Consider the following 19,643-nt stretch of genomic DNA (forward strand, 5'->3'; position numbering starts at 1 on the left):
CTTGGGTAATGTTCAACATCCGCTGTCCTTAAAAGATAGCGGGTTTTTTTATATCAAAAAGCCCCACTCCTATAGTAGAGCGGGGCTTTTTTGTATTACATCTTTTCCGGAGCCGATACACCAATTAGTTTCAATGCATTCGCCAGCGTAATTTGTGTTGCTTTCATGAGTGAAAGACGTGCTGTTGTTTTTGTTTCGTTTTCTACATCAATGACCTTTTCGGCATTGTAGAAGCTGTGAAGGGCTGATGCAAGGTCATAGATATAGTTCGTCACACGGTGCGGAATACGCTTTTCAGCTGCTTCTGCTACAACTTCTGGGAAGCTGCCAATGATTTTGAGAAGATCGTATTCTTTTTCCGATTGAATGTGAGAGAAATCTGCTTTTTCAAGGTTTGGCTCGTAGCCTTTTTCTTCACCTTGACGCAGCATGCTGCAAATTCTCGCATGGGCATATTGTGCGTAGTACACAGGGTTTTCGTTAGACGTAGAAATCGCTAAATCTAAGTCAAAGTCCATATGTGTCGCCGCACTTCTCATCGCGAAGAAATAACGAGTGGCATCTAGGCCCACTTCTTCAATCAAGTCACGCATCGTGACGGCTTTACCTGTACGCTTACTCATCTTCATCTTTTCACCGTTTTTGTATAGGTGAACGAGCTGAATGATTTCTACTTCAAGCTTGCCAGCAGGATATCCAAGTGCTTGAATCGCCGCTTTCATTCGAGGGATATAGCCATGATGGTCCGCTCCCCATATGTTAATGAGCTGATCAAAGCCTCTGTCTAATTTGTCTTTATGATATGCGATATCTGGAAGCAAGTAAGTGAAGCTGCCGTCTTTTTTAATGAGCACGCGGTCCTTGTCATCACCAAAATCAGTTGAACGTAGCCACGTTGCTCCATCTTCTTCAAAGACATAGCCTTTAGCGCGAAGGGTTTCCAGCGCTGGTTCGATTTTTCCGTTTTCGTATAAAGAGGTTTCTGAATACCATACATCAAATGGGACACGGAAATTCTCAAGGTCTACGCGTAATTTCTCTAATTCGTATTTTAAGCCGTATTCACGGAAGAACTTCATACGCTCTTCTTCTGGCTCATGCACGAAACGGTCACCAAATTCATCTGCCAGCTTTTGCCCGATGCCTTTGATGTCTTCTCCTCTATAGCCGTCTTCAGGCATCTCTTTTTCAAGACCGAGCGCCTCAAAGTAACGTACCTCTACAGATAAAGCGAGGTTATTGATCTGATTCCCAGCATCGTTGATATAGTATTCACGGCTCACCTCGAACCCTGCTTTATCCAGGATGTTGCAAAGAGAATCACCTACAGCTGCTCCGCGGGCATGTCCAAGGTGAAGGTCACCTGTCGGGTTGGCTGAGACGAATTCAACTTGCACCTTTTGACCGCCGCCTGTATTCGTTTCACCATATGCCTCTTTTGCTTCAAGGACAGCTGGGATTAGCTTTGTTAAATACTGATTGTTCATATAAAAGTTAATGAATCCTGGACCTGCGATATCCAGTTTTTCAATAGATGCTTTCCCTTTATCAAACGCTTTGACAATGTCCTCTGCGATTTGACGAGGTGCTTTTTTTGCAATGCGGGCAAGCTGCATCGCCATGTTGGTGGAGTAATCACCGTGAGTTTTGTCTTTCGGCACTTCTAAAAGGACATCTGGTACCTGGCTTTCATCAGCAAGTCCTGCTTTGACGACTGCCGCGATAATTTCTTCTTTTAACGCATCTTTGACCTGTTCTGCGATATTCATGAACGTAAATCCTCCTTATATGAAATCGATAATGTATGTAAATGCTTTTGATCTTCCCCTGTCAGCATATCGTACGTAATGTGCAGCAGTCCCTTGTCCACATCGAGATCAATGCCATGTGTGTGTACATCAAGCTGTAGTGTACCGAATGGCATCGTGTAATGTGTAATGGTCGTTTCTCCGATGAGAAAGCGCTGCTTCATTTGAATGGCCCCTGATCTCATGACAAAAATTTCTTTTTCACTCATTTTCACAACGGTTTTTACTTGACCCATTTCATGTTCTTCATGGTAAGTGAGATACGTTTTGTCATTCTTTTCTTGATACGTTCCAGTCGTGCGGAATTCGATCGTTTCAGCCGGCTCCGTCTCTGGTTTCATCACTGACTTTACATGAATTGAAATTTGGTTTTGTGTCATTTTGCACTTCCTTTGCTAAGACCCGTTTAACTAAAATAGTATACCATATTCATGATCGCCTATCATCCCATCATTTCTCTTCTTCACGGTGATTAAACTTCGTTTTTGATCTTACGCCATCCCTTTAGAAAAAAAGAAACAGGAAACTCACTAATACCACCAATCCAGCCTTTACGCCCCTGTCTTTTCTTTTGATGAAATAAAAAAGAGCTTGTATGCCTGAAAAAAATCAAATGGCACGATCTGCGACTGCTTAAATACCACCTGCATGAATAACGCAATGGCTGTCAGATAGAAAAAGCCTCGATCCTGAAACAGCCCCAACATCTCTTCCTTTGCTTCCTTTTTCGAAGCAAAAACAGGCGGCTCAGCTGCGAGCTCTCGTTTCAGTGTGAGAAAGCCTGCCCCTAACACACATAAAGCGAGAAGCACCATCAATAATGACGAAAACATGAGCTGCCTCCTTTATTTTTTGACCAATGTAAAAAAAAGAGCTTGTCCACATGAGATGACAAGCTCCTCTATCAAGTTATTATTTCACAAATCCAAGCAGCATTTCGCGTAAAAGCTTGCTCGCTGTATTCGCTGTTTGGTCGGAATGATCGTATACAGGTGCTACCTCTACAAGGTCTGCACCGACTACTTGAACCTCAGATCCTGCAATGGCATGAATGGAAGCAAGCAGCTCTTTTGATGTAATACCGCCAGCATCCACCGTGCCTGTACCAGGTGCATGAGCTGGGTCGAGTACATCAATGTCGATCGTCACATAAACTGGACGCCCCTTCAGCTTTGGCAATACTTGCTTCAACGGCTCCAGCACTTCAAATTTAGAAATGTGCATGCCCGCTTCTTTTGCCCATTCAAATTCTTCCTTCATACCAGAACGAATCCCAAAAGAGAACACATTTTCAGGTCCAATGAGTCCTGCTACTTTACGAATCGGTGTTGAATGAGACAGCGGCTCACCCTCGTATTCCTCACGAAGATCCGTATGTGCGTCCATATGGATAATCGCCAAATCAGGATATTTCTTATGCATCGCGCGGAAAACAGGCCAAGACACAAGATGCTCGCCTCCCATTCCTAATGGAAACTTCCCTTTTTCTAAAATACTGTCGACATACTCTTCAATTAAGTCTAAGCTTTTCTGTGCATTTCCAAAAGGAAGCGGTATGTCACCGGCATCAAAGAATGGTACCTCGTGCAGCTCACGATCTAAATAAGGGCTGTATTCCTCTAATCCAATCGACACTTCACGAATACGGTTTGGGCCAAAACGTGAGCCTGGTCTATAACTGACGGTCCAATCCATCGGCATCCCGTATAAAATGACTTTTGCATCTTCCCATGTCGGATGACTTCCAATAAACACTTTTCCTGAATAAGCCTCGTCGAATCTCATGCAAGATTCCTCCTTTTACGCTTCAAAAAATGCGCAAACTGTCATTTGCGCATTTCCACTTCGCTTGATTTATTTGATTAAGTCGCTTACAAATTTCGGCAGAACGAATGCCGCTTTGTGCAATTCTTTTGTGTAATATTTCGTGTCAATATCAAAGAAACGGCTGTCTTCTACAGCAAGTGGGTCATATTTTTTTGAACCGATGGTAAATGTCCAAAGACCACTTGGATACGTTGGAATATTTGCTGTGTAAAGCTTCGTGATTGGGAAAATCTCTTTCACATCACGCTGTACATTTGTAATCAGCTCAGGTGTGAACCAAGGGTTGTCCGTTTGTGCCACGAAAATACCGTCTTCTTTGAGTGCTTTTGAAATCCCTGCGTAAAAACCTTTAGAGAACAGGTTCACAGCTGGCCCAACTGGTTCTGTTGAATCCACCATGATGACATCATACTCATCGTCAGCTTCAGCAATGTGCATAAAGCCATCTCCGACTTTGACATCTACACGAGGATCGTCTAGTTTTCCAGCAATCGAAGGAAGGAATTTCTTCGAGTATTCGATGACTTTGCCATCAATATCAACAAGTGTCGCTTTTTTCACACTTGGATGCTTCAGGATTTCACGAATGACACCGCCGTCTCCTCCGCCTACGACAAGAACATTTTCCGGGTTTGGATGAGTGAAAAGAGGAACATGTGCCACCATTTCGTGGTATACAAACTCATCTTTCTCTGATGTCATCACCATACCGTCTAAAAACAGCATATTGCCAAACTCTTCTGTTTCCACCATTTCTAAATGCTGAAAATCTGTTTGTTCTGTATGAAGGGTTTTGTTCACCTTCAATGTAATACCAAAATTCTTCGTTTGCTTCTCTGTATACCAAAGTTCGCTCATTGTCCATCTTCCTCTCATCCAATAATAAACAAACATCTATTGTTAGCGCCTTTATCGGCTATGACTATATCGATTGTCCAAGAAAAAAGTATAGTGGATTCATATCAAATTGTAAAGAACCGCATGAGTTCTCTTCAATTTTCATGCATACTCTTGCAATCATTTGTTTAAAACGGTTTTCTTTGTTCCATACTGATAAAAAACCGTCAAAATGGGGGCTTTGCATGGACACAATCATGAGTAATAAAAAAATCCGCATGACCGTGAAAACGATTCGAGCCTGTTTTTTTATTGGCTTGCTCGCTTTTCTATTTGCAGGCACTGTCTTTTTGACGATTCTTTTAATAGCCAAATGGCAAGGTGCCCCCTCTGTTCAAGTTCCCCAATCTACGACGATTTATGCAGCCGATGGTTCAAAGCTTGGAGAATCCAGCTTTGGAGAAAAGAGATATTGGGTGCCCTTAAAGGACATGTCCCCTCATATCAGACAGGCAGCTGTAGCTGTTGAGGATAAAACCTTTTATGAGCATCATGGCTTTGATGTGAAACGGATGGCGGGTGCTGCAGTGGCGGATATTCGTGCTATGGCTAAGGTACAAGGCGCCAGCACGATCACCCAGCAATATGCACGAAATCTGTATTTAGATCATGATAAAACGTGGAAGCGGAAGTGGAATGAAGCCTTTTACACGATCCGCTTAGAGCAAAACTATACAAAAGACGAGATTTTAGAAGGATACTTGAACACCATTTATTATGGTCACGGAGCTTACGGCGTGGAAGCGGCGTCCCGTCTGTATTTCGGAAAAAAAGCGAAGAATTTGACACTCGCTGAATCTGCCTTACTTGCCGGTATCCCAAAGGGCCCTTCTCTCTACTCCCCTTATGTGAATGAAGAGAAAGCCGGCGCAAGAAAGAATATGATTTTGAGGCACATGCAAGAGGATGGCATGATTACGAAAAAGGCAGCCGCTGAAGCCGCGAAAGAAAAACTGTCCTATCGCCCTTTGCAGAAGAAGCAGCTGCAAGCAAAGCAAGCACCATATTTTTATGATGATGTGATTCGTGAGTTGAAACAAAGCTTGGGGTTAACTGAGGAACAGATCGAAACTTATGGTCTTCATATCCAAACGACTTTAAATCCAGAGTTACAGAAAATGGCTGAGAAAACGTTACAAAACACAATCTATTCGAAATCAGACATCCAAATCGGCTTTACTGCTATCCATCCCCAAACAGGTCATGTACTCGCCCTCATCGGAGGAAGAGATTATGAGAAAAGTCCATTCAACCGGGTCACACAAGCGAAAAGACAGCCCGGTTCAACAATGAAGCCTCTTCTCTATTACATTGCCTTGCAAAATGGGTTTACACCAGCAACCGTCATGCGAAGTGAAGAAACGGTTTTTGAGCTCGATGATCAAGGAAGCGGTGCTGCTTATTCACCAAGCAATTATCATGGCTATTACGCCAATGACGGCATTACCATGCTTCAAGCCTTGGCGCTGTCTGATAATATTTATGCTGTGAAAACCCATCTTTTTTTAGGAATGGAGCAGCTCGTACGTGCCGGCAAAACATTCGGCATCAACGAAAGACTAGATCAAGTGCCGTCACTTGCCCTAGGCACGTCCCCTGTCAAACCAATTGAAATGACCAATGCTTACGCAATGCTTGTCAATGGCGGAAAACGAGTCAAACCCACCTTTATTACAAAAGTAACGGATGCAAAAGGTAACGTGCTTTTTGAAGAAAAACAAAAACGAGAGCAAGTCTTAGATGAAAAGGCAGCCTTTGTCACCACCGACATGATGTCAGGAATGTTCAATGATCAGTTAAACGGCTATACAAGTGTCACTGGCCGCACCATTATGAAGGATCTCACAAGAACATACGGAGGGAAATCGGGAACGACAGGAGCCGATAGCTGGATGATCGGCTTCTCTCCCCAGCTCGTCACAGGTGTGTGGACGGGCTATGATAAAGGGCGTACCATTGACTCGGTCGAAGAAACAGCCTATGCAAAAAAGATATGGGCATCCTTTATGGAATCAGCCCTCTCCAAACAGCCAGCGTCCTCCTTCATGCCGCCAGACGGTGTAAAAGGTGTGTATATCAATCCAAAAACCGGCGATCTCGCGGGTCCAGGATGTGAATCAAAGGTATTCACCTATTTTATAGAAGGAACGGAGCCGACAGGTATGTGCTACGGTGCTGAGGATAAATCTTCTGATGAAGATCCGGTTCAAGATCAAAGGCCAAAGAAATGGTGGGAAAAGTGGCTGAAACGTTAAAAAAAGACATGAAAAACCCCGAGATTTGCATCTCGGGATTCTCCATGTCCTAGCTTTAACACCAGTTTACTCAAAAATCAGCTGGAATTGGTAGCAATTCACCATTCTTCACAAAAATTTCACAATTATTCAGGGACAGCCAATCCTTCTTTTAATTCTTCTGTAGATGCTTCCCATAGTGCTTCATTATGACTCTTCAAGAAATCAGCCAGTACCTTTTTCGATACATCATCCATATGACTGACGACGATTTTTCGCTTCATTGATTTATCCATTAAATTCACATGCTCTGGAAGCGACTTATACCCGCGGCGGATTGAACGGTCGACGGTCATTTCGCAAGCCGTCACACCAGCATAATAAGGACCTACTTCTCTGCGGTCAATGGTTACCCATACGAGCCAATACGGCTTTCCGTTCGGTACCTCTTCTTTACTTTTCAAGAATTTAATCCCTTTTTCCACGGCACTTCTTGCATGCATTGCACCAATATCAATGACAGCTTCCTTTTCCTCTACATCAATGATCACTGGCGAAATGTTATCTAGGCTGAGTGCACCCGCACCAAAGCCTCCGTGTCCGTCAGTTGCGTCTGTTTTTTTAATGATATTAAAACCAATTGGTTTCTTCTTTTTACCTTCCATTCATTAAACCTCCTAAAGCAGCGGCTTCAAAATAAGATTAAACCAGTATATGATTTGATCCCGCATTCCGATCAATGGACCAAAAACAAACTGTCCTAGCGGCGTAATCACGAATATGAGAAAAATAATGATCCCATATTGTTCGAATTGCGTCATTTTCGCACGGATACGGGGACTGACGACGTCCTCAATAATACGATACCCATCCAGTGGCGGAAGTGGCAATAGATTAAATAGGAACAAAATGACGTTCAAGTTTATAAAGATTCGGAAGAAATAATCCATTCCAGGCTCAAAGCGCATGAGCGACTCCCCGCCAAATTTCTGAAGAAGCACGTACACGAAACAGCCTAGAAACGCCAACACCAAGTTACTTAAAGGACCAGCAATCGAGACGCAGATTCCTGCTAAGCGCGGGTTTTTAAAATGGTATCGATTCACCGGCACAGGTCTCGCCCAGCCAAACCCAGCGACAAAGATCAAAATCGTCCCAAATACATCAAGATGCTTCAGTGGATTTAATGTGAGTCTCCCTTGGTTCTTAGCTGTCGGGTCTCCGAAACGATACGCAACATATGCATGCGCCAGCTCGTGCATCGTAAATGCAACAACAAGCGTAATGGCGACATATGGAATCAGTTCTAATGGATACACAAGAAATTGGTTCAAAGGCATGAATCCCTCTTTCTTTCTATACAATGATTTACTTCATTCAGTATACTATAAGAAGTCCCTTAAACTAAAGGGAAGCGTAGCATTAAAGGAAAAAGGAGGTTTTTGCATTGCCGATTGTTACCGTACAAATGCTTGAAGGAAGAACAGACGAGCAGAAACGAGCTCTTGTGGAGAAAGTCACTGATGCTGTTGTTGAAACAACAGGCGCAGGTGCAGAAAAAGTCTCTGTCATTATTGAAGAAATGAAAAAAGAACACTATGCCGTAGCAGGAAAACGAATGAGCGACCTGTAAGCATAAAAAAAGGACAAGCACATAGGTGTTTGTCCTTTTGTCTCTTATTTTATCTGTACCACGCTTTGTTACGGTTCACTTGATTTTTATGAGCCGCATCAAAGAAATCGACTGTGTAGGAATAATCATAGTTCATTAGGCAGACAATGCCGCTGCCTTGAGGGTCATGCGGTAAGCCAAAGTTATGACCATATTCATGCGTAGCCGCTTTTGCGGTGTTCGCTGTTCCTTGATCAAGGTTAACGGCGAATGCACTTCCGCTCGGTGCACTATTGTATACATAAGCGATTCCGCCTGCATCAAAGTTTGGATTTGCTGTAAATCCAGTGACAAAATCGTATCCTCTGCCATCAAAGCTGCGCTGAAGGTTGGACAGAATTTGCGATGAATTTGATCCAGAAGATGTCCAAGATCCTACTGCTTGTACGACAAAGTCCACATCATGATCACGGTTAAAGGTCACGTCCGCTTGCTCGATGATGCTGACAATTCGCGTCTGCCAGTCACTATATTTCGCACGATACTGTGCATCTGCTACAGCATAGACCGTTACTTTTTGACTGCCTGTACTTGCCTTTGTTGAAATAGAATCCCCTGTATTCGCCTTAAAGGTTCTAGAGCCCACCTGCTTACCAGACTCATCTAATACCTTTGTTGTCACATCTCGTTCAATTGGAGGTGCTTTCGTCAAATCTTTAAAATCGTTTGCCTTTGGCAACCCCTCACTAATATGTGTTTCGAATGGCGCATGACCATGATCATGCCCATGACCAGCACTCGCGACTGGTGCTGAAGCTGAACTTACTCCCGGTAACAAACTACCTACCAATAAAAATGACAAAAAGACTGAACGCTTTTTCATTCCTATCCCTCCTTTGATTTTCACAAAGTTATATATTCACTGAAAATTCACCATTTTCCTTCTATTCAGTCAAAAACAGGAAATTAGATGCACGAGAAGAAAGTCGGAATATGTCATATTCACTAATTTTCTGAATCGTTCAGTACACATTTCATTGAAAATTAGCGCTTTTGTTCCAGGTCTTACAAAATAAAAAAAGCCCTAAATACTGGGCTTTTGTGAAACTAGTTCAATTTCTTCAATTGATCAATATAAGCAAGAGCATCCTCAAATTCTTCGTCCGTATAGCGCTGCTTGCTTTTAATGGTGAAGACCTTTTCCTTTACCTCATCTTCTGGCAGATCATCAAAGTATAAAATCGTAGAGACGAGCTCTAGAAAACGTGACGACTGCTCGTTCATCTGCTGCGTCAGCACTTTGAGGTCAGGCATGTCCACTTCACACTGATCGAGAAACTCTTTCCCATTGTCCGTCAGCGAATAGCGATATTGATAGTATCCGCCTTTTTTTTCCTTCATTTCGTCCAAGAATCCAAGGTTGCACAGCTCTTCAATTCTGAGCGTCAACTCCTCTGAATAGGGGCCATAAAAGTGAAAATCGTATTTCTCGTAAAAAGGCAAATCTAGCTTTTTTGCTATGTAAATCATCTTTTGCAGCTTCTTCCGTCCAACGATTTCCCCAGATTCAGAGAATACCTTCATCAACTTTGCATGCTCTTTCAACAAATTCCCGACATCTCCTTTTTCAGTACTTCCTTATCCCAATCCAAGCAGCTTCATGATCGCCTTCTTTTCTTCAGCTTTTTCCGACATATCTACAATTAAGTCCATCGGGAAATAAAGTTTATGATCGGTTCTTCGTTTACCGGAAATGGCATCAACAATATCTGACTGTCTCGACAGCTCTTTAATATGACCACTTTGCGTCAAAAGATGGATCGGCAGTCTCTCTTCTTCCTCCCCTGGTCTGTAGAAGTCGTAGGGCAAGTCAGAAGAAGAGTCGACGACTAAATAATAGTCAGGATCAATGCCTGCCTCCTTGAACAAGGCGGTCAGCTTGAAATATTTCGTCATTTCTTCATTCGGATTAAACTCTGTATATTGGAACAATCGGCGGTTCATAAAACGGCGGCACAAATCAGCCAGCACGTGATCTTCTTCATCTTCCCACGCCTGAAAATAAAATAAGACAATGGATTCATCCAGTTTAATATAGTCCTCTGTGGTGACATTCCCCTCAAAAATCGAATAAAAATGAACAGGGGCATGTGTGAAAATATAGCCCGTTTCATGCAGCTCTTTTGCACGATGGAGAATTTTCGTTAAAATGACTTCCGCACTGCGTGTCACTGGGTGGAAATAGACTTGCCAGTACATTTGATAGCGGCTCATAATATAATCCTCGACCGCATGCATCCCGCTCTGCTTCATCACAATCTGATCTTCTCTAGGACGCATTACGCGCAAAATACGCTCCATATCAAAATGGCCATAGCTGACGCCTGTATAGTAGGCATCACGCTGCAAATAGTCCATACGGTCGGCATCAATTTGACTTGAGATCAAACTGACCACCTGTTTGTTTTGATACGTTTTGGCAATAACTTCTGCCACATGCTTCGGGAAATCATCACTCACCCGGCGAAGCACTTCATTGACTTCGGTTTGCCCTAAAATAATATCTCTTGTAAACGATTCATGATCTAAGTGGAAGACCTTTTCAAAGGAATGAGAAAATGGTCCATGTCCGAGGTCATGAAGCAAGGCCGCACTCAGGACAAGCTCGCGTTCTCCCTCATCCCATTCCGGCCGTCCTTTGAAAACATCATCTACAATCCGTCTCACAATCTCGTATACACCGAGTGAATGATTGAAACGGCTGTGTTCTGCACCATGAAACGTTAAGTAAGTGGTTCCTAGCTGTTTAATTCGGCGCAGGCGCTGAAATTCTCTTGTTCCTATTAAATCCCATATTAATGCGTCCCGTACGTGAACATAACGGTGCACAGGATCTTTAAATACCTTTTCCTCAGATAATTTCCCTTTTGGATACGCCATCGTTTCGTCCCTCTTTTTTTAAGACGTGTTTCTATTATATCGGGTAACTTTTCCCGAAAGCATCCTTGAATTTGCTCGTGAATGTGTTCTCAAAGATTGCACGGACGTAAAAAGCCCGACCTGACAGGGACGGACCTCTTTTTAGGTCGACTGAACACATTCAGTGACATTTATTTGACTTTTTTTTGAACCTTTTCGAGTAACTCATCTTCTGTTGGTGCGGATAATGGGCGATTGTTCACAAACGCAAAAGCCTTTTTTCGTCCTGGACCACAATAGGATTGACAGCCGATTTCAATTTTTGCATCAGGGTCAACCGATTTGAGTCGAGGCAACAACGTCTTTAGGTTCGTCGCATCGCAATCGTCACATACGCGAAACTCATTAGCCATGGTCTTACGCTTCCTTTCAATGATGAACTTCATTTTATATAAAACAGTTGGACAACCAAGAGTCATAATATACCACCCAACATTGTACATCGAAGCGGCTGGACTTGCAAGACGCATGATAATCGCTGAGACGCGCTCATATAAAAGCTAGTATTTTCCACTATCCTTTTAGCAAACTTGTATAAACCTTCTTGAATTTGGCTAATCTAATACCATCAAATCATATGGGGGTTTAAACATGTCAAAACAAAGACAAGATGCTTGGTCAGAGGAAGATGATCTTCTTTTGGCAGAAACCGTCTTACGTCACGTGAGAGAGGGCAGCACACAGCTGAATGCGTTTGAAGAAGTAGGAGACAAGCTAAATCGCACCTCAGCGGCATGCGGTTTTAGATGGAATGCTGTTGTAAGGCATCAATATGAAAAAGCGCTAGCCCTTGCCAAAAAACAAAGAAAACAACGGATGCGTGCTCTTGGCAATGGCCAGCCTGCAAAGAAACGATTACTCTATCAGCCGCAAGTAGAAGAAACAGTCACGCAAGAGGAATTCTCACAGGAGCTGGAACCAGCGCAGGAAGAAACGTTTGCACCAGCATCTGAAACAGCCGAGCAGCTCCAGTTTGTAGACCAAAGCTACAATGAAGAGTTAGCTAGTTTATCACATTTATTGTCACAGGCTTCACATGTCGTAGAGAAAAAGCCAGAAGCCAATCCTTTTAGGCAGCAACAGGAGTTAACCATTGAAGATGTCATTCGTTTCTTGCGCCGCTATGAAGGCGATGGACAGCAATCCTCTGCATTACGCATGGAAAACAGCCGGTTAAAACAAGAAAATAACGAACTTTCACATAAAGTCACGCAGCTAGAAGCAGAAGTGAAAAAGCTTGAGAAGGATCAGCTCACGATTCAAGAAGATTATGAAACACTTGTCAAAATCATGAACCGTGCAAGAAAACTAGTTTTGTTTGAAGAGGATGACACTGCCGCTCCAACCTTTAAAATGGACCGAAACGGCAACCTCGAAAAAATGGCAGAATAACAAAAAGTGCTCCCCATCTGCGGGAAGCACTTTTTTAAATGCCCAAAAATAGCATCACACTAAAAAGGACATTCATCAAAAAGACAAACATAAAAATATACCTGACTTGTCTCACCTGAAAATCACCAAATATAAAAATATAAAGACCTGCGATGCCAAGTGTCAGGACAGGCTGAAGAAACGGCACCAAAAGCGAAATGCCATAGCCGGCTCCCATGATAACAGGAAGCCATAGTAAATAGAGGTAACCGCCGTTTTTTGATTTCAAGAAACCACTCCCTCTCTTTCTTCTATCTGCTTGATTTCAGGTTGAACAAATTTGAGTCCGACCATTGTACGTCCGCGTCTTTTTGAAGTCCAAACGGCAATCGCCGGCTGATCTGTCAGAGATTCTGCGTCAATGGTGATCCGCACTTTCTCATGTAATTCAATACCAGCTTCAGACTCGATTTTACACCCAGATACACTAATATCATGTATGACTAACGGCACCTTCTCTTCTAATCTGCCCTCATATGACAACGTGCCTGTCACACCTTTTAAAGGTTTTCTCATCCATTTGCGCCGTATAGCCTTTGGCACTTTCTCTGTCTCTCTTACAAAGCGGAGAAACGTCCGAACAGCATAGGATTTTTTCTCATAATCCGTAATGGCTACATGCTCTCGTGTGAATAGGAAGCGGATTAGTGATAGATACTCTGATTTTTGTGTGTCAGTAAAAGCAACACCTACCATCAGCTTGTCTTCCTCCGGATAGCTCCAGACCACGTCACACGCCACACGTTCATCCTCTGTAAAGAATAATTGCGTTTGTCCTTGATAAAGAGAAGATGCTTGATCCAATGGAATGGAGAGACGCGCACCTGAATCACTCATATCTTGCAGGAAACAAGCAATCGACTGATCTTGATGATCAGAACGAAGATGCCCCTCTTTTTCAATGATAAATCGCTCTGATTTCCGATAACGCGGACGGTCAAACGCCACAAGTAGTGCCATGAATAGGCCTGCACCGTTATACATCACCCAAAATATATTAATCAACGTGAGATCAGCATTCATCGTCCCATTTACCTTCACATCGTATCCTATTTTCACTAGGACAAGCAATGAGAGCAGCAAAAAGATCAAATGGGGAATCATCGTTTTCAAATGAAAATGTCTTTTGTCCGTTTGAATGCCCTTTGGTGTGACAAGAAATTCAACTCTCTTTTTGAAAAACAGCTCACTTAAAGCCACACCAGCTAGGTGGAACGCCATAGAGCTTTCATAAATATGACTCCAGAACATGCTTCTCTTTTGATTCGACACAAGTTTAAATGCTAAATAGGAACTAAAGAACGCCGGCAGCCAGAACATGAAAATAGACTGGAAATCTGCCCAGAAACTTTGAATACCAAACAATAAAAACAAAATCGGTGTGAGAATGTAAATCATTTTAAACAAACCGTTAAACCAATACACAATACCATCTAAATAAAGAACTCGCTGCATCAGCGTTAAGCCGCGAACCTTCAAAGGATTAAACTTACGGGCACACTGAATGTTCCCTCTCGACCACCGATCTCTCTGCTTTAATAGATCAAGCCAGCTTTCAGGTGCCAGCCCGACGGCTAATACTTCTCCGACAGACACAGATTTGAACTTTCCTTGGAGAAGCATGCCTGTCGCCATGTCTTCTGTAATCACCCCAGTAGCAAATCCGCCAATTTCATCTAAAGCTATTCTTCTAAAGACAGTATTACTACCGACATACATCACAGCATTAAACCGATCCTTCCCAGCTTGGAGGGTTTGCATGAAGAAGTCCTGCTCATTTGGAATTCGATCCTTCGAGAACATATTATATTGGAAAGGATCTTCGTTATAAAACGCCTGTGGAACTTGAACAAACGCCGTCGCTCCATCATGAAAGTAAGGCACTGTTTTTTCTAAAAATAAAGGAAGGGGGACCATATCCGCATCAAGTGTGAGAATCAGCTCCCCACTTGTTTGAGACATCGCATGGTTTAAGTTACCCGCCTTCGCAAACTTGTTATCTGTTCTTGTCAGATAATGAACACCAAACTCAGAAGCAAGCTGCTGTACAGACTCCCGCTTGCCATCATCACATAAATAGATGTGGACTTTGTCCTTTGGATAAGAGAGATTCACACAACCTGCAACAGTGCGTTTCAGCACTTCAATTGGTTCATTATATGTAGCTATGAAAATATCAACTGTTGGCAGCCTGTCAAGATCACTGATCGTGACTTGCTTCCGATTGGAAGGCTTCCAAACAAGTGTATAAAACACAAGCAGCTGTAAAAATCCAATGCATTCACAAGCAACAAGCAAAATACCCATCACAATATTAAAAGTACCTTCATGCGGCAGTGTAAAGAAAAGACGCCAGCAAATATAGGCGGCATTTGTTAACACACAGAGCACAATGATGATTTTTTTAACAGTAGAGGCCACCGGTTGAATACGATACATCACATACAACACAGACAAAACGCAAAGCATAAACAGCGGGTAATACGTGGTGAATAATGACAACAAATTTACCTTCTTTCTTATACCATAAATGACTATTACATATAAAATTTCATAACAAAGGAGGGGATTTTTTCATAACATTGCCCCTCCAATTCTATTCAAGTAGCCAAATCAACTATTATTTCCATAACCTATCTAACTGATTTGAATAAAAATCAATCGCCTTTCGATAACTTAAAATAGCAGGATCTTTTGTCGTTTCAGTTAAACAGTTCAGTAATATTTCCATCGCTTTGCTATGTTCCTTTAAATTATACAAAGTCATGGCATAGAACGTTTGAATGGCTTTGTTGTCTGGATAAGTTTCCATCCCTTTTAGGAATATTTGTTTTGACTTTTCATATTCTCCCAAAGTTCTGTATGTACTTCCTAACCCTAGTAAAGCATCTTCTAGTTCTTCTGAAGACAATCCTAACTCAATGGCCCTCTCATAAAAAAAGACAGCTTGCCTTTCCTCACCTAACAGGTCATAACTCCAGGCACATTGATAATGAATAGAGGCATCGTCTGGATACTCCTCTACAAGATGAGACAGCAATTCTCTTGATTCTTGAAGATGTCCACTTTTTCGAAGTTCAATGGCTTTTTCAAGCTTTGTTTCCATCACTCCACCTCTACTCTTTTCAAGATGAAAAGGCTGATGTTTACGAAAACACCTTTTCATTGCGCTCAATCATCCGCGTCATGTTTTTCTCAAATTCCAGCTGTTCTTCTGCGTTCAGTCCTGATGCTGTCAGCTGATCACTGAGCTTTTGAAGCTCCTCTAGTAATAGGCGCATGAGAAATGTACAATCAATAATCGGTTCACCAATTAATTCTGATAAGGATGCCATCGTATCCGGCTGTATATCAGGAAATACTGCCTTCACTTCTTGCCGTTTATCCTTTAAGGCGGCATCATAAAAACGGCGGATCAAGTCGGCACGTTCACGCCCGCTTCCATCTGCACACAAATAAATTTGCACAGCGACTCCACCGCGTAATCTACGCTGAGAAATGCCTGCAAATTTCTTTCCATTGATGCTTAGATCATAACTGCCCGGACAATAAGAGCCGACAATTTCATAGGCTTCAATGTCCACATCATACATCGACAGCATCCGGCGGACCAATTCCACCATCGCATCATACCCGCGATCAATATCAATGCCCTTCTTTTGTTCCGCAAAGATTAAAGACACATTTAAGACACCTTCATCCAGCACCACAGCAAGACCGCCTGAGTTACGTACAATGACGCGATACCCCTCTTCCTCAAGCAGTTTCACGCCATCTTGGAGAAATGGAAGTCTTGTATCCTGAATCCCAAGCACAATTGTATTGTGATGCACCCAAGAACGCGCTGTCGCTGGTGAGAGTCCCTTCCCGACCGACGCACAAAGCGTATCATCCATCGCAAAGGATTGCTTTGGGTCCACATAAAGGCCGAGGCTCGATTGATCTATGATTCGCCATTTCGGCTGTGTCAGTAACTCAATAGGTTCATTTTTCATGTCCTGCATATCCTCTCGTTCATAAACTGTGTTTATTATAACATGGGATGAATGGAGGGAGAATCGGAGAGAGCATCAAAAAAGCTCCATGACATTTAACGTCACAGAGCGTTCAGTTGGATGATTCAGTTTTGCTTTTCAATGATTCATGCATTTCAATGCTGTGATCATTCAATGATACATCCCCCCCTCACCCACTCCAGCAAGTCTTCAGTGACCAACTCTGCATGCTGAGGGTCCATTACACCAGCATCTACAACCCACACGCGTTTCTCTTCTTCGGTCTGACGCATGAGAAATACTTGCCCTCCACCATCGTCGCCAATCGCTACATAGCCGCCTGCATACCGCTGAACCTCCCACGTTGCATTGCGTTCCGCAATGTCCTCAGTGCCGTATAGTAGGACATCGCCACCAATGGAACATCCATTTGTCTGTTTGAGTAAGGTCTTAAGAGTATGAGGTAACAACATGTTTAGTTGGGATTCTGCCTCTTTGATGTGTTTGTCGCTTGCTGGTTCAGGATTGTTGGGATTTTGAGAGAAGTTGATCATTTTGGAAAGCCTCCTAAAAGCTTTTAATCAGCTAATTTTGTCATGATCCTTTTATACATCCACAGCAGCACCTTTAATAGAAAATGATGAGATCAATTTTCAATACTTTCTAACCATCTATTAAAATAAATGTTCCAATTAAAGAACCGCACCTCATGATTAGTCTTAAGGCTTTAATGAGTAAACAAGTTCGTTCATGTTTTTATACAATCTGCGATGTAGATAAATCTAAAAAACATTTAAATATCAATTAAATTAACTCGACACCCACTTGATTGTAAAATTTAACTTTTAGAGTTTCTTCCTCATTCACATACACAATCAGAGTCCTGTCATTTCTTTTTATGCTAGTTACGTGAGAGAACTCACCTGAAAAAACTACAAAATCATTAAAAGTAATACTTATACTAATTGTTTGTTTATATACATCAAGGGATAAAATTAATTTGAAATTCAGATCGTCTTCATAAGAATAAATGTATTCTCCATCATCTAAATTGCCCGTAATACTAACTGGCTCACTTTGAAAAAGCTCTAACAAATCATATTCATCATATTTTATAAACATTTTCATTCACCCTTTTACTCATTATTTAGGGATAACTGTAATAACATCACCAAATTCATTTATAACAACTCTTACATCCAGTGTATCGTGAACAAAAGTTCCTTTTCTATGGCCAGGTATCTTATTGGTATTCTTTATAGCGTCCTCAATAACAGAAGGCGGAATATCTCTTGGATCTACATATTTTTTTATAAAATCATTGAAGTCCTTTGTTTGCGGCTGATAACCTAATTCATCAGCTTTTTTTAAAGCTCTTTTTGTTAAGGTTGCCCTTACTTCAGGAATATTTGGTGCCATTCTTTCTAGAGCATGCTGAGAATATTTTCTTTGATTTATTATTCCTCCGCCCTTTGACAAACTCCAACCAACTTGACCTGTAACCTTATTCGGCTTCTCAACCCTTTTAACCACTTTCTCCCCTTGATCAATTTTAAAAACATATTTCCCACCCTTAATGATTTTCATAAATGGGATAATTGAAGCTGCGGACAGAGCTTGTTCTGTGTTGCTGATGTTTTGGCTGGTTTCAGGGTCTTTGCCGGTGACGGCTCGATAACCGTCATAGATTCCGCTGTATTCTAGGATGATGTTTTCGGTTGTTGAGACAACTTCACCGTCTAATATGCGCTTCGCGTTGCCTCGGCTACGGCTTTCTGGAATTTTGTCTACTTCTTCTATTCTTACTTCATCGTTTGCAATATACGTTCGGATGATTTGTTTATTGGCGTAAACGGTGTATCGGCCGCCAATAAAATCAATATCGGATGAGTCGGTGACGACTTCATCTGCGATATCGAATTCTTTTAACTTTTTAATGCCTTTGACGTTGTATAGTTTACCATTTATAACCCTGATGTCTCTATGAATCTTGTTTTTCCCGTTCAATGCTTCCCTTTGCAATGTCGTAAGTGATGGATCGTTTGCTGTGACTTGTTGGCTGATGTTTTTATGAGATTCATCCCGAACAACCGTCTCCACATTCGTCCGTTCTTTCTCTCTCAGTCTCTTCAGCATGATCATCATCGGGTTGTCTTTCGGGTCGTCTATTTTGTCATTCAATCCACCGATGGTGCTGCTTATTTTTTCTTCTTTTCCATTTTTGAAAATAGATCCTTTTTGATAGGTGGTGATGTCGATTTTTGGGCCGGTGAACATGGTACTTAAGGTATGTATGTATTGCTTCATTGTTTGAAGAGAGCTTGTGGTTTCATGTAAAGCGCTTGTCTGCTCTCTGTCAAATGCATGAAGCAGACCAATGGTTCTTGATGTCTCAAGCCATGCCTTTTGATAGTTCTGCTGAAACACTGATTCGTCTACATTTGGTAAATGAACAATATGACCAACTCTGCCAATGGCGTGGCTTACATCCGTTACAATCTCGGATATCATTCGTTCAGCTTTTTTTAAACCTTGATCAACTTCGTGTTCAATAAATGCTTGTGATATAAAGCCATGCCCGTTTGATTCTAGTGCATGAAGCGCCTGCTTTGTGTTTTTCAGCGCAGTGCTGTATTCCTCAATGACGACCTGAAAGAATTGCAGGAAGGGAATATGACATTCTGTATAAAAGGAGCGAATGGCTTGTCCCGCCTCTCCCTTTAGTGCGCCATCAAGTGAGATGATGTGATGAATTTGTTTTTCTATGGAGCTGATTTGTTGTGATTGCTGCTTTAATGTATTCAGCGTTTGGTCAATTCCGTTTATTAGCGCAAAGGCGTCAAGGGTTTTCATTGCGTTC

General features: G+C 42.1%; 21 protein-coding genes. 3 read left to right on the plus strand and 18 right to left on the minus strand.

Annotated features, from left to right (window positions below; all coding sequences use genetic code 11):
- Nucleotides 1-95 precede the first annotated feature (95 nt).
- From argS to speE, 5 genes are all read right to left on the minus strand, one after another.
- Nucleotides 96-1,769, minus strand: a complete 1,674-nt coding sequence (argS, locus tag MHI16_RS17270) for an arginine--tRNA ligase (protein ID WP_058013447.1) — start codon at nt 1,767-1,769, stop codon at nt 96-98.
- Nucleotides 1,766-2,188, minus strand: coding sequence for a DUF1934 family protein (locus MHI16_RS17275; RefSeq protein WP_058013446.1), 423 nt, complete (start codon nt 2,186-2,188; stop codon nt 1,766-1,768). Before MHI16_RS17275 ends, argS begins: the two co-directional genes overlap by 4 nt.
- 171 nt (nt 2,189-2,359) lie before the next feature.
- Nucleotides 2,360-2,641 (minus strand): hypothetical protein, encoded by a 282-nt coding sequence (locus MHI16_RS17280; protein ID WP_342498026.1) that lies wholly within the window; start codon nt 2,639-2,641, stop codon nt 2,360-2,362.
- A 79-nt stretch (nt 2,642-2,720) separates the two neighbouring features.
- Nucleotides 2,721-3,593, minus strand: a complete 873-nt coding sequence (gene speB, locus MHI16_RS17285; protein WP_003214818.1) for an agmatinase — start codon at nt 3,591-3,593, stop codon at nt 2,721-2,723.
- A 69-nt stretch (nt 3,594-3,662) separates the two neighbouring features.
- Nucleotides 3,663-4,493: a spermidine synthase gene (speE, locus tag MHI16_RS17290; protein WP_339164288.1), complete on the minus strand. Its 831-nt coding sequence runs from the start codon at nt 4,491-4,493 to the stop codon at nt 3,663-3,665.
- Nucleotides 4,494-4,717: 224 nt separating this feature from the next.
- On the opposite strand from speE, the gene MHI16_RS17295 reads away from it, so the two are divergent.
- Entirely contained in the window at nt 4,718-6,787 is a 2,070-nt protein-coding gene (locus MHI16_RS17295) for a transglycosylase domain-containing protein (RefSeq protein ID WP_342498027.1), read from the plus strand.
- Between the two features lie 125 nt (nt 6,788-6,912).
- Here MHI16_RS17295 and MHI16_RS17300 read toward each other — a convergent pair whose 3' ends face one another.
- Together MHI16_RS17300 and MHI16_RS17305 are read right to left on the minus strand one after the other, a co-directional pair.
- The gene (locus tag MHI16_RS17300; RefSeq protein WP_058013442.1) at nt 6,913-7,431 is read right to left on the minus strand and encodes a YwhD family protein; all 519 of its coding nucleotides are present in this window, start codon (nt 7,429-7,431) and stop codon (nt 6,913-6,915) included.
- A 12-nt stretch (nt 7,432-7,443) separates the two neighbouring features.
- On the minus strand, nt 7,444-8,106 hold the full coding sequence (locus MHI16_RS17305) for a site-2 protease family protein (RefSeq protein WP_061409889.1): 663 nt from the start codon (nt 8,104-8,106) through the stop codon (nt 7,444-7,446).
- Nucleotides 8,107-8,213: 107 nt separating this feature from the next.
- On the opposite strand from MHI16_RS17305, the gene MHI16_RS17310 reads away from it, so the two are divergent.
- Nucleotides 8,214-8,399: a 2-hydroxymuconate tautomerase gene (locus tag MHI16_RS17310; protein ID WP_003214939.1), complete on the plus strand. Its 186-nt coding sequence runs from the start codon at nt 8,214-8,216 to the stop codon at nt 8,397-8,399.
- A gap of 49 nt (nt 8,400-8,448) precedes the next feature.
- On the opposite strand, the gene MHI16_RS17315 is transcribed toward MHI16_RS17310, so the two are convergent.
- From MHI16_RS17315 to MHI16_RS17330, 4 genes are all read right to left on the minus strand, one after another.
- Complete coding sequence (locus tag MHI16_RS17315) at nt 8,449-9,261, minus strand: zinc-dependent metalloprotease (RefSeq protein WP_061409891.1); 813 nt, start codon at nt 9,259-9,261, stop codon at nt 8,449-8,451.
- A 224-nt stretch (nt 9,262-9,485) separates the two neighbouring features.
- Nucleotides 9,486-9,986: a YwgA family protein gene (locus MHI16_RS17320; protein ID WP_058013439.1), complete on the minus strand. Its 501-nt coding sequence runs from the start codon at nt 9,984-9,986 to the stop codon at nt 9,486-9,488.
- Nucleotides 9,987-10,016: 30 nt separating this feature from the next.
- Complete coding sequence (locus MHI16_RS17325) at nt 10,017-11,318, minus strand: HD domain-containing protein (RefSeq protein WP_007497716.1); 1,302 nt, start codon at nt 11,316-11,318, stop codon at nt 10,017-10,019.
- 170 nt (nt 11,319-11,488) lie between these two features.
- Nucleotides 11,489-11,710: a DUF1450 domain-containing protein gene (locus MHI16_RS17330; protein ID WP_003215259.1), complete on the minus strand. Its 222-nt coding sequence runs from the start codon at nt 11,708-11,710 to the stop codon at nt 11,489-11,491.
- 238 nt (nt 11,711-11,948) lie between these two features.
- Here MHI16_RS17330 and MHI16_RS17335 point away from each other — a divergent pair, with 238 nt between their 5' ends.
- Nucleotides 11,949-12,749: an RsfA family transcriptional regulator gene (locus MHI16_RS17335; protein WP_061409893.1), complete on the plus strand. Its 801-nt coding sequence runs from the start codon at nt 11,949-11,951 to the stop codon at nt 12,747-12,749.
- Nucleotides 12,750-12,783: 34 nt separating this feature from the next.
- Here MHI16_RS17335 and MHI16_RS17340 read toward each other — a convergent pair whose 3' ends face one another.
- From MHI16_RS17340 to MHI16_RS17370, 7 genes are all read right to left on the minus strand, one after another.
- Nucleotides 12,784-13,017 carry a DUF5970 family protein gene (locus MHI16_RS17340; protein ID WP_061409894.1) on the minus strand — a complete coding sequence of 78 codons (234 nt, stop codon included), beginning with the start codon at nt 13,015-13,017 and terminating at the stop codon, nt 12,784-12,786.
- A complete protein-coding gene (locus MHI16_RS17345; RefSeq protein WP_268466893.1) occupies nt 13,014-15,290 on the minus strand; it encodes a glycosyltransferase in 2,277 nt (758 codons plus the stop codon). Before MHI16_RS17345 ends, MHI16_RS17340 begins: the two co-directional genes overlap by 4 nt.
- A 118-nt stretch (nt 15,291-15,408) precedes the next feature.
- The gene (locus MHI16_RS17350) at nt 15,409-15,894 is read right to left on the minus strand and encodes a tetratricopeptide repeat protein (RefSeq protein ID WP_058013435.1); all 486 of its coding nucleotides are present in this window, start codon (nt 15,892-15,894) and stop codon (nt 15,409-15,411) included.
- A gap of 40 nt (nt 15,895-15,934) precedes the next feature.
- Entirely contained in the window at nt 15,935-16,783 is an 849-nt protein-coding gene (locus MHI16_RS17355; protein ID WP_061409898.1) for a biotin/lipoate A/B protein ligase family protein, read from the minus strand.
- A gap of 167 nt (nt 16,784-16,950) precedes the next feature.
- Nucleotides 16,951-17,337 (minus strand): SMI1/KNR4 family protein, encoded by a 387-nt coding sequence (locus tag MHI16_RS17360; RefSeq protein WP_268466894.1) that lies wholly within the window; start codon nt 17,335-17,337, stop codon nt 16,951-16,953.
- A gap of 250 nt (nt 17,338-17,587) precedes the next feature.
- Nucleotides 17,588-17,905: a hypothetical protein gene (locus MHI16_RS17365; protein ID WP_044140199.1), complete on the minus strand. Its 318-nt coding sequence runs from the start codon at nt 17,903-17,905 to the stop codon at nt 17,588-17,590.
- A gap of 21 nt (nt 17,906-17,926) precedes the next feature.
- Nucleotides 17,927-19,636, minus strand: a complete 1,710-nt coding sequence (locus MHI16_RS17370; protein ID WP_081042255.1) for a T7SS effector LXG polymorphic toxin — start codon at nt 19,634-19,636, stop codon at nt 17,927-17,929.
- Nucleotides 19,637-19,643 lie beyond the last annotated feature (7 nt).

The organism is Bacillus sp. FSL K6-0923 (genome assembly GCF_038630825.1).
GTDB lineage: Bacteria > Bacillota > Bacilli > Bacillales > Bacillaceae > Bacillus > Bacillus pumilus.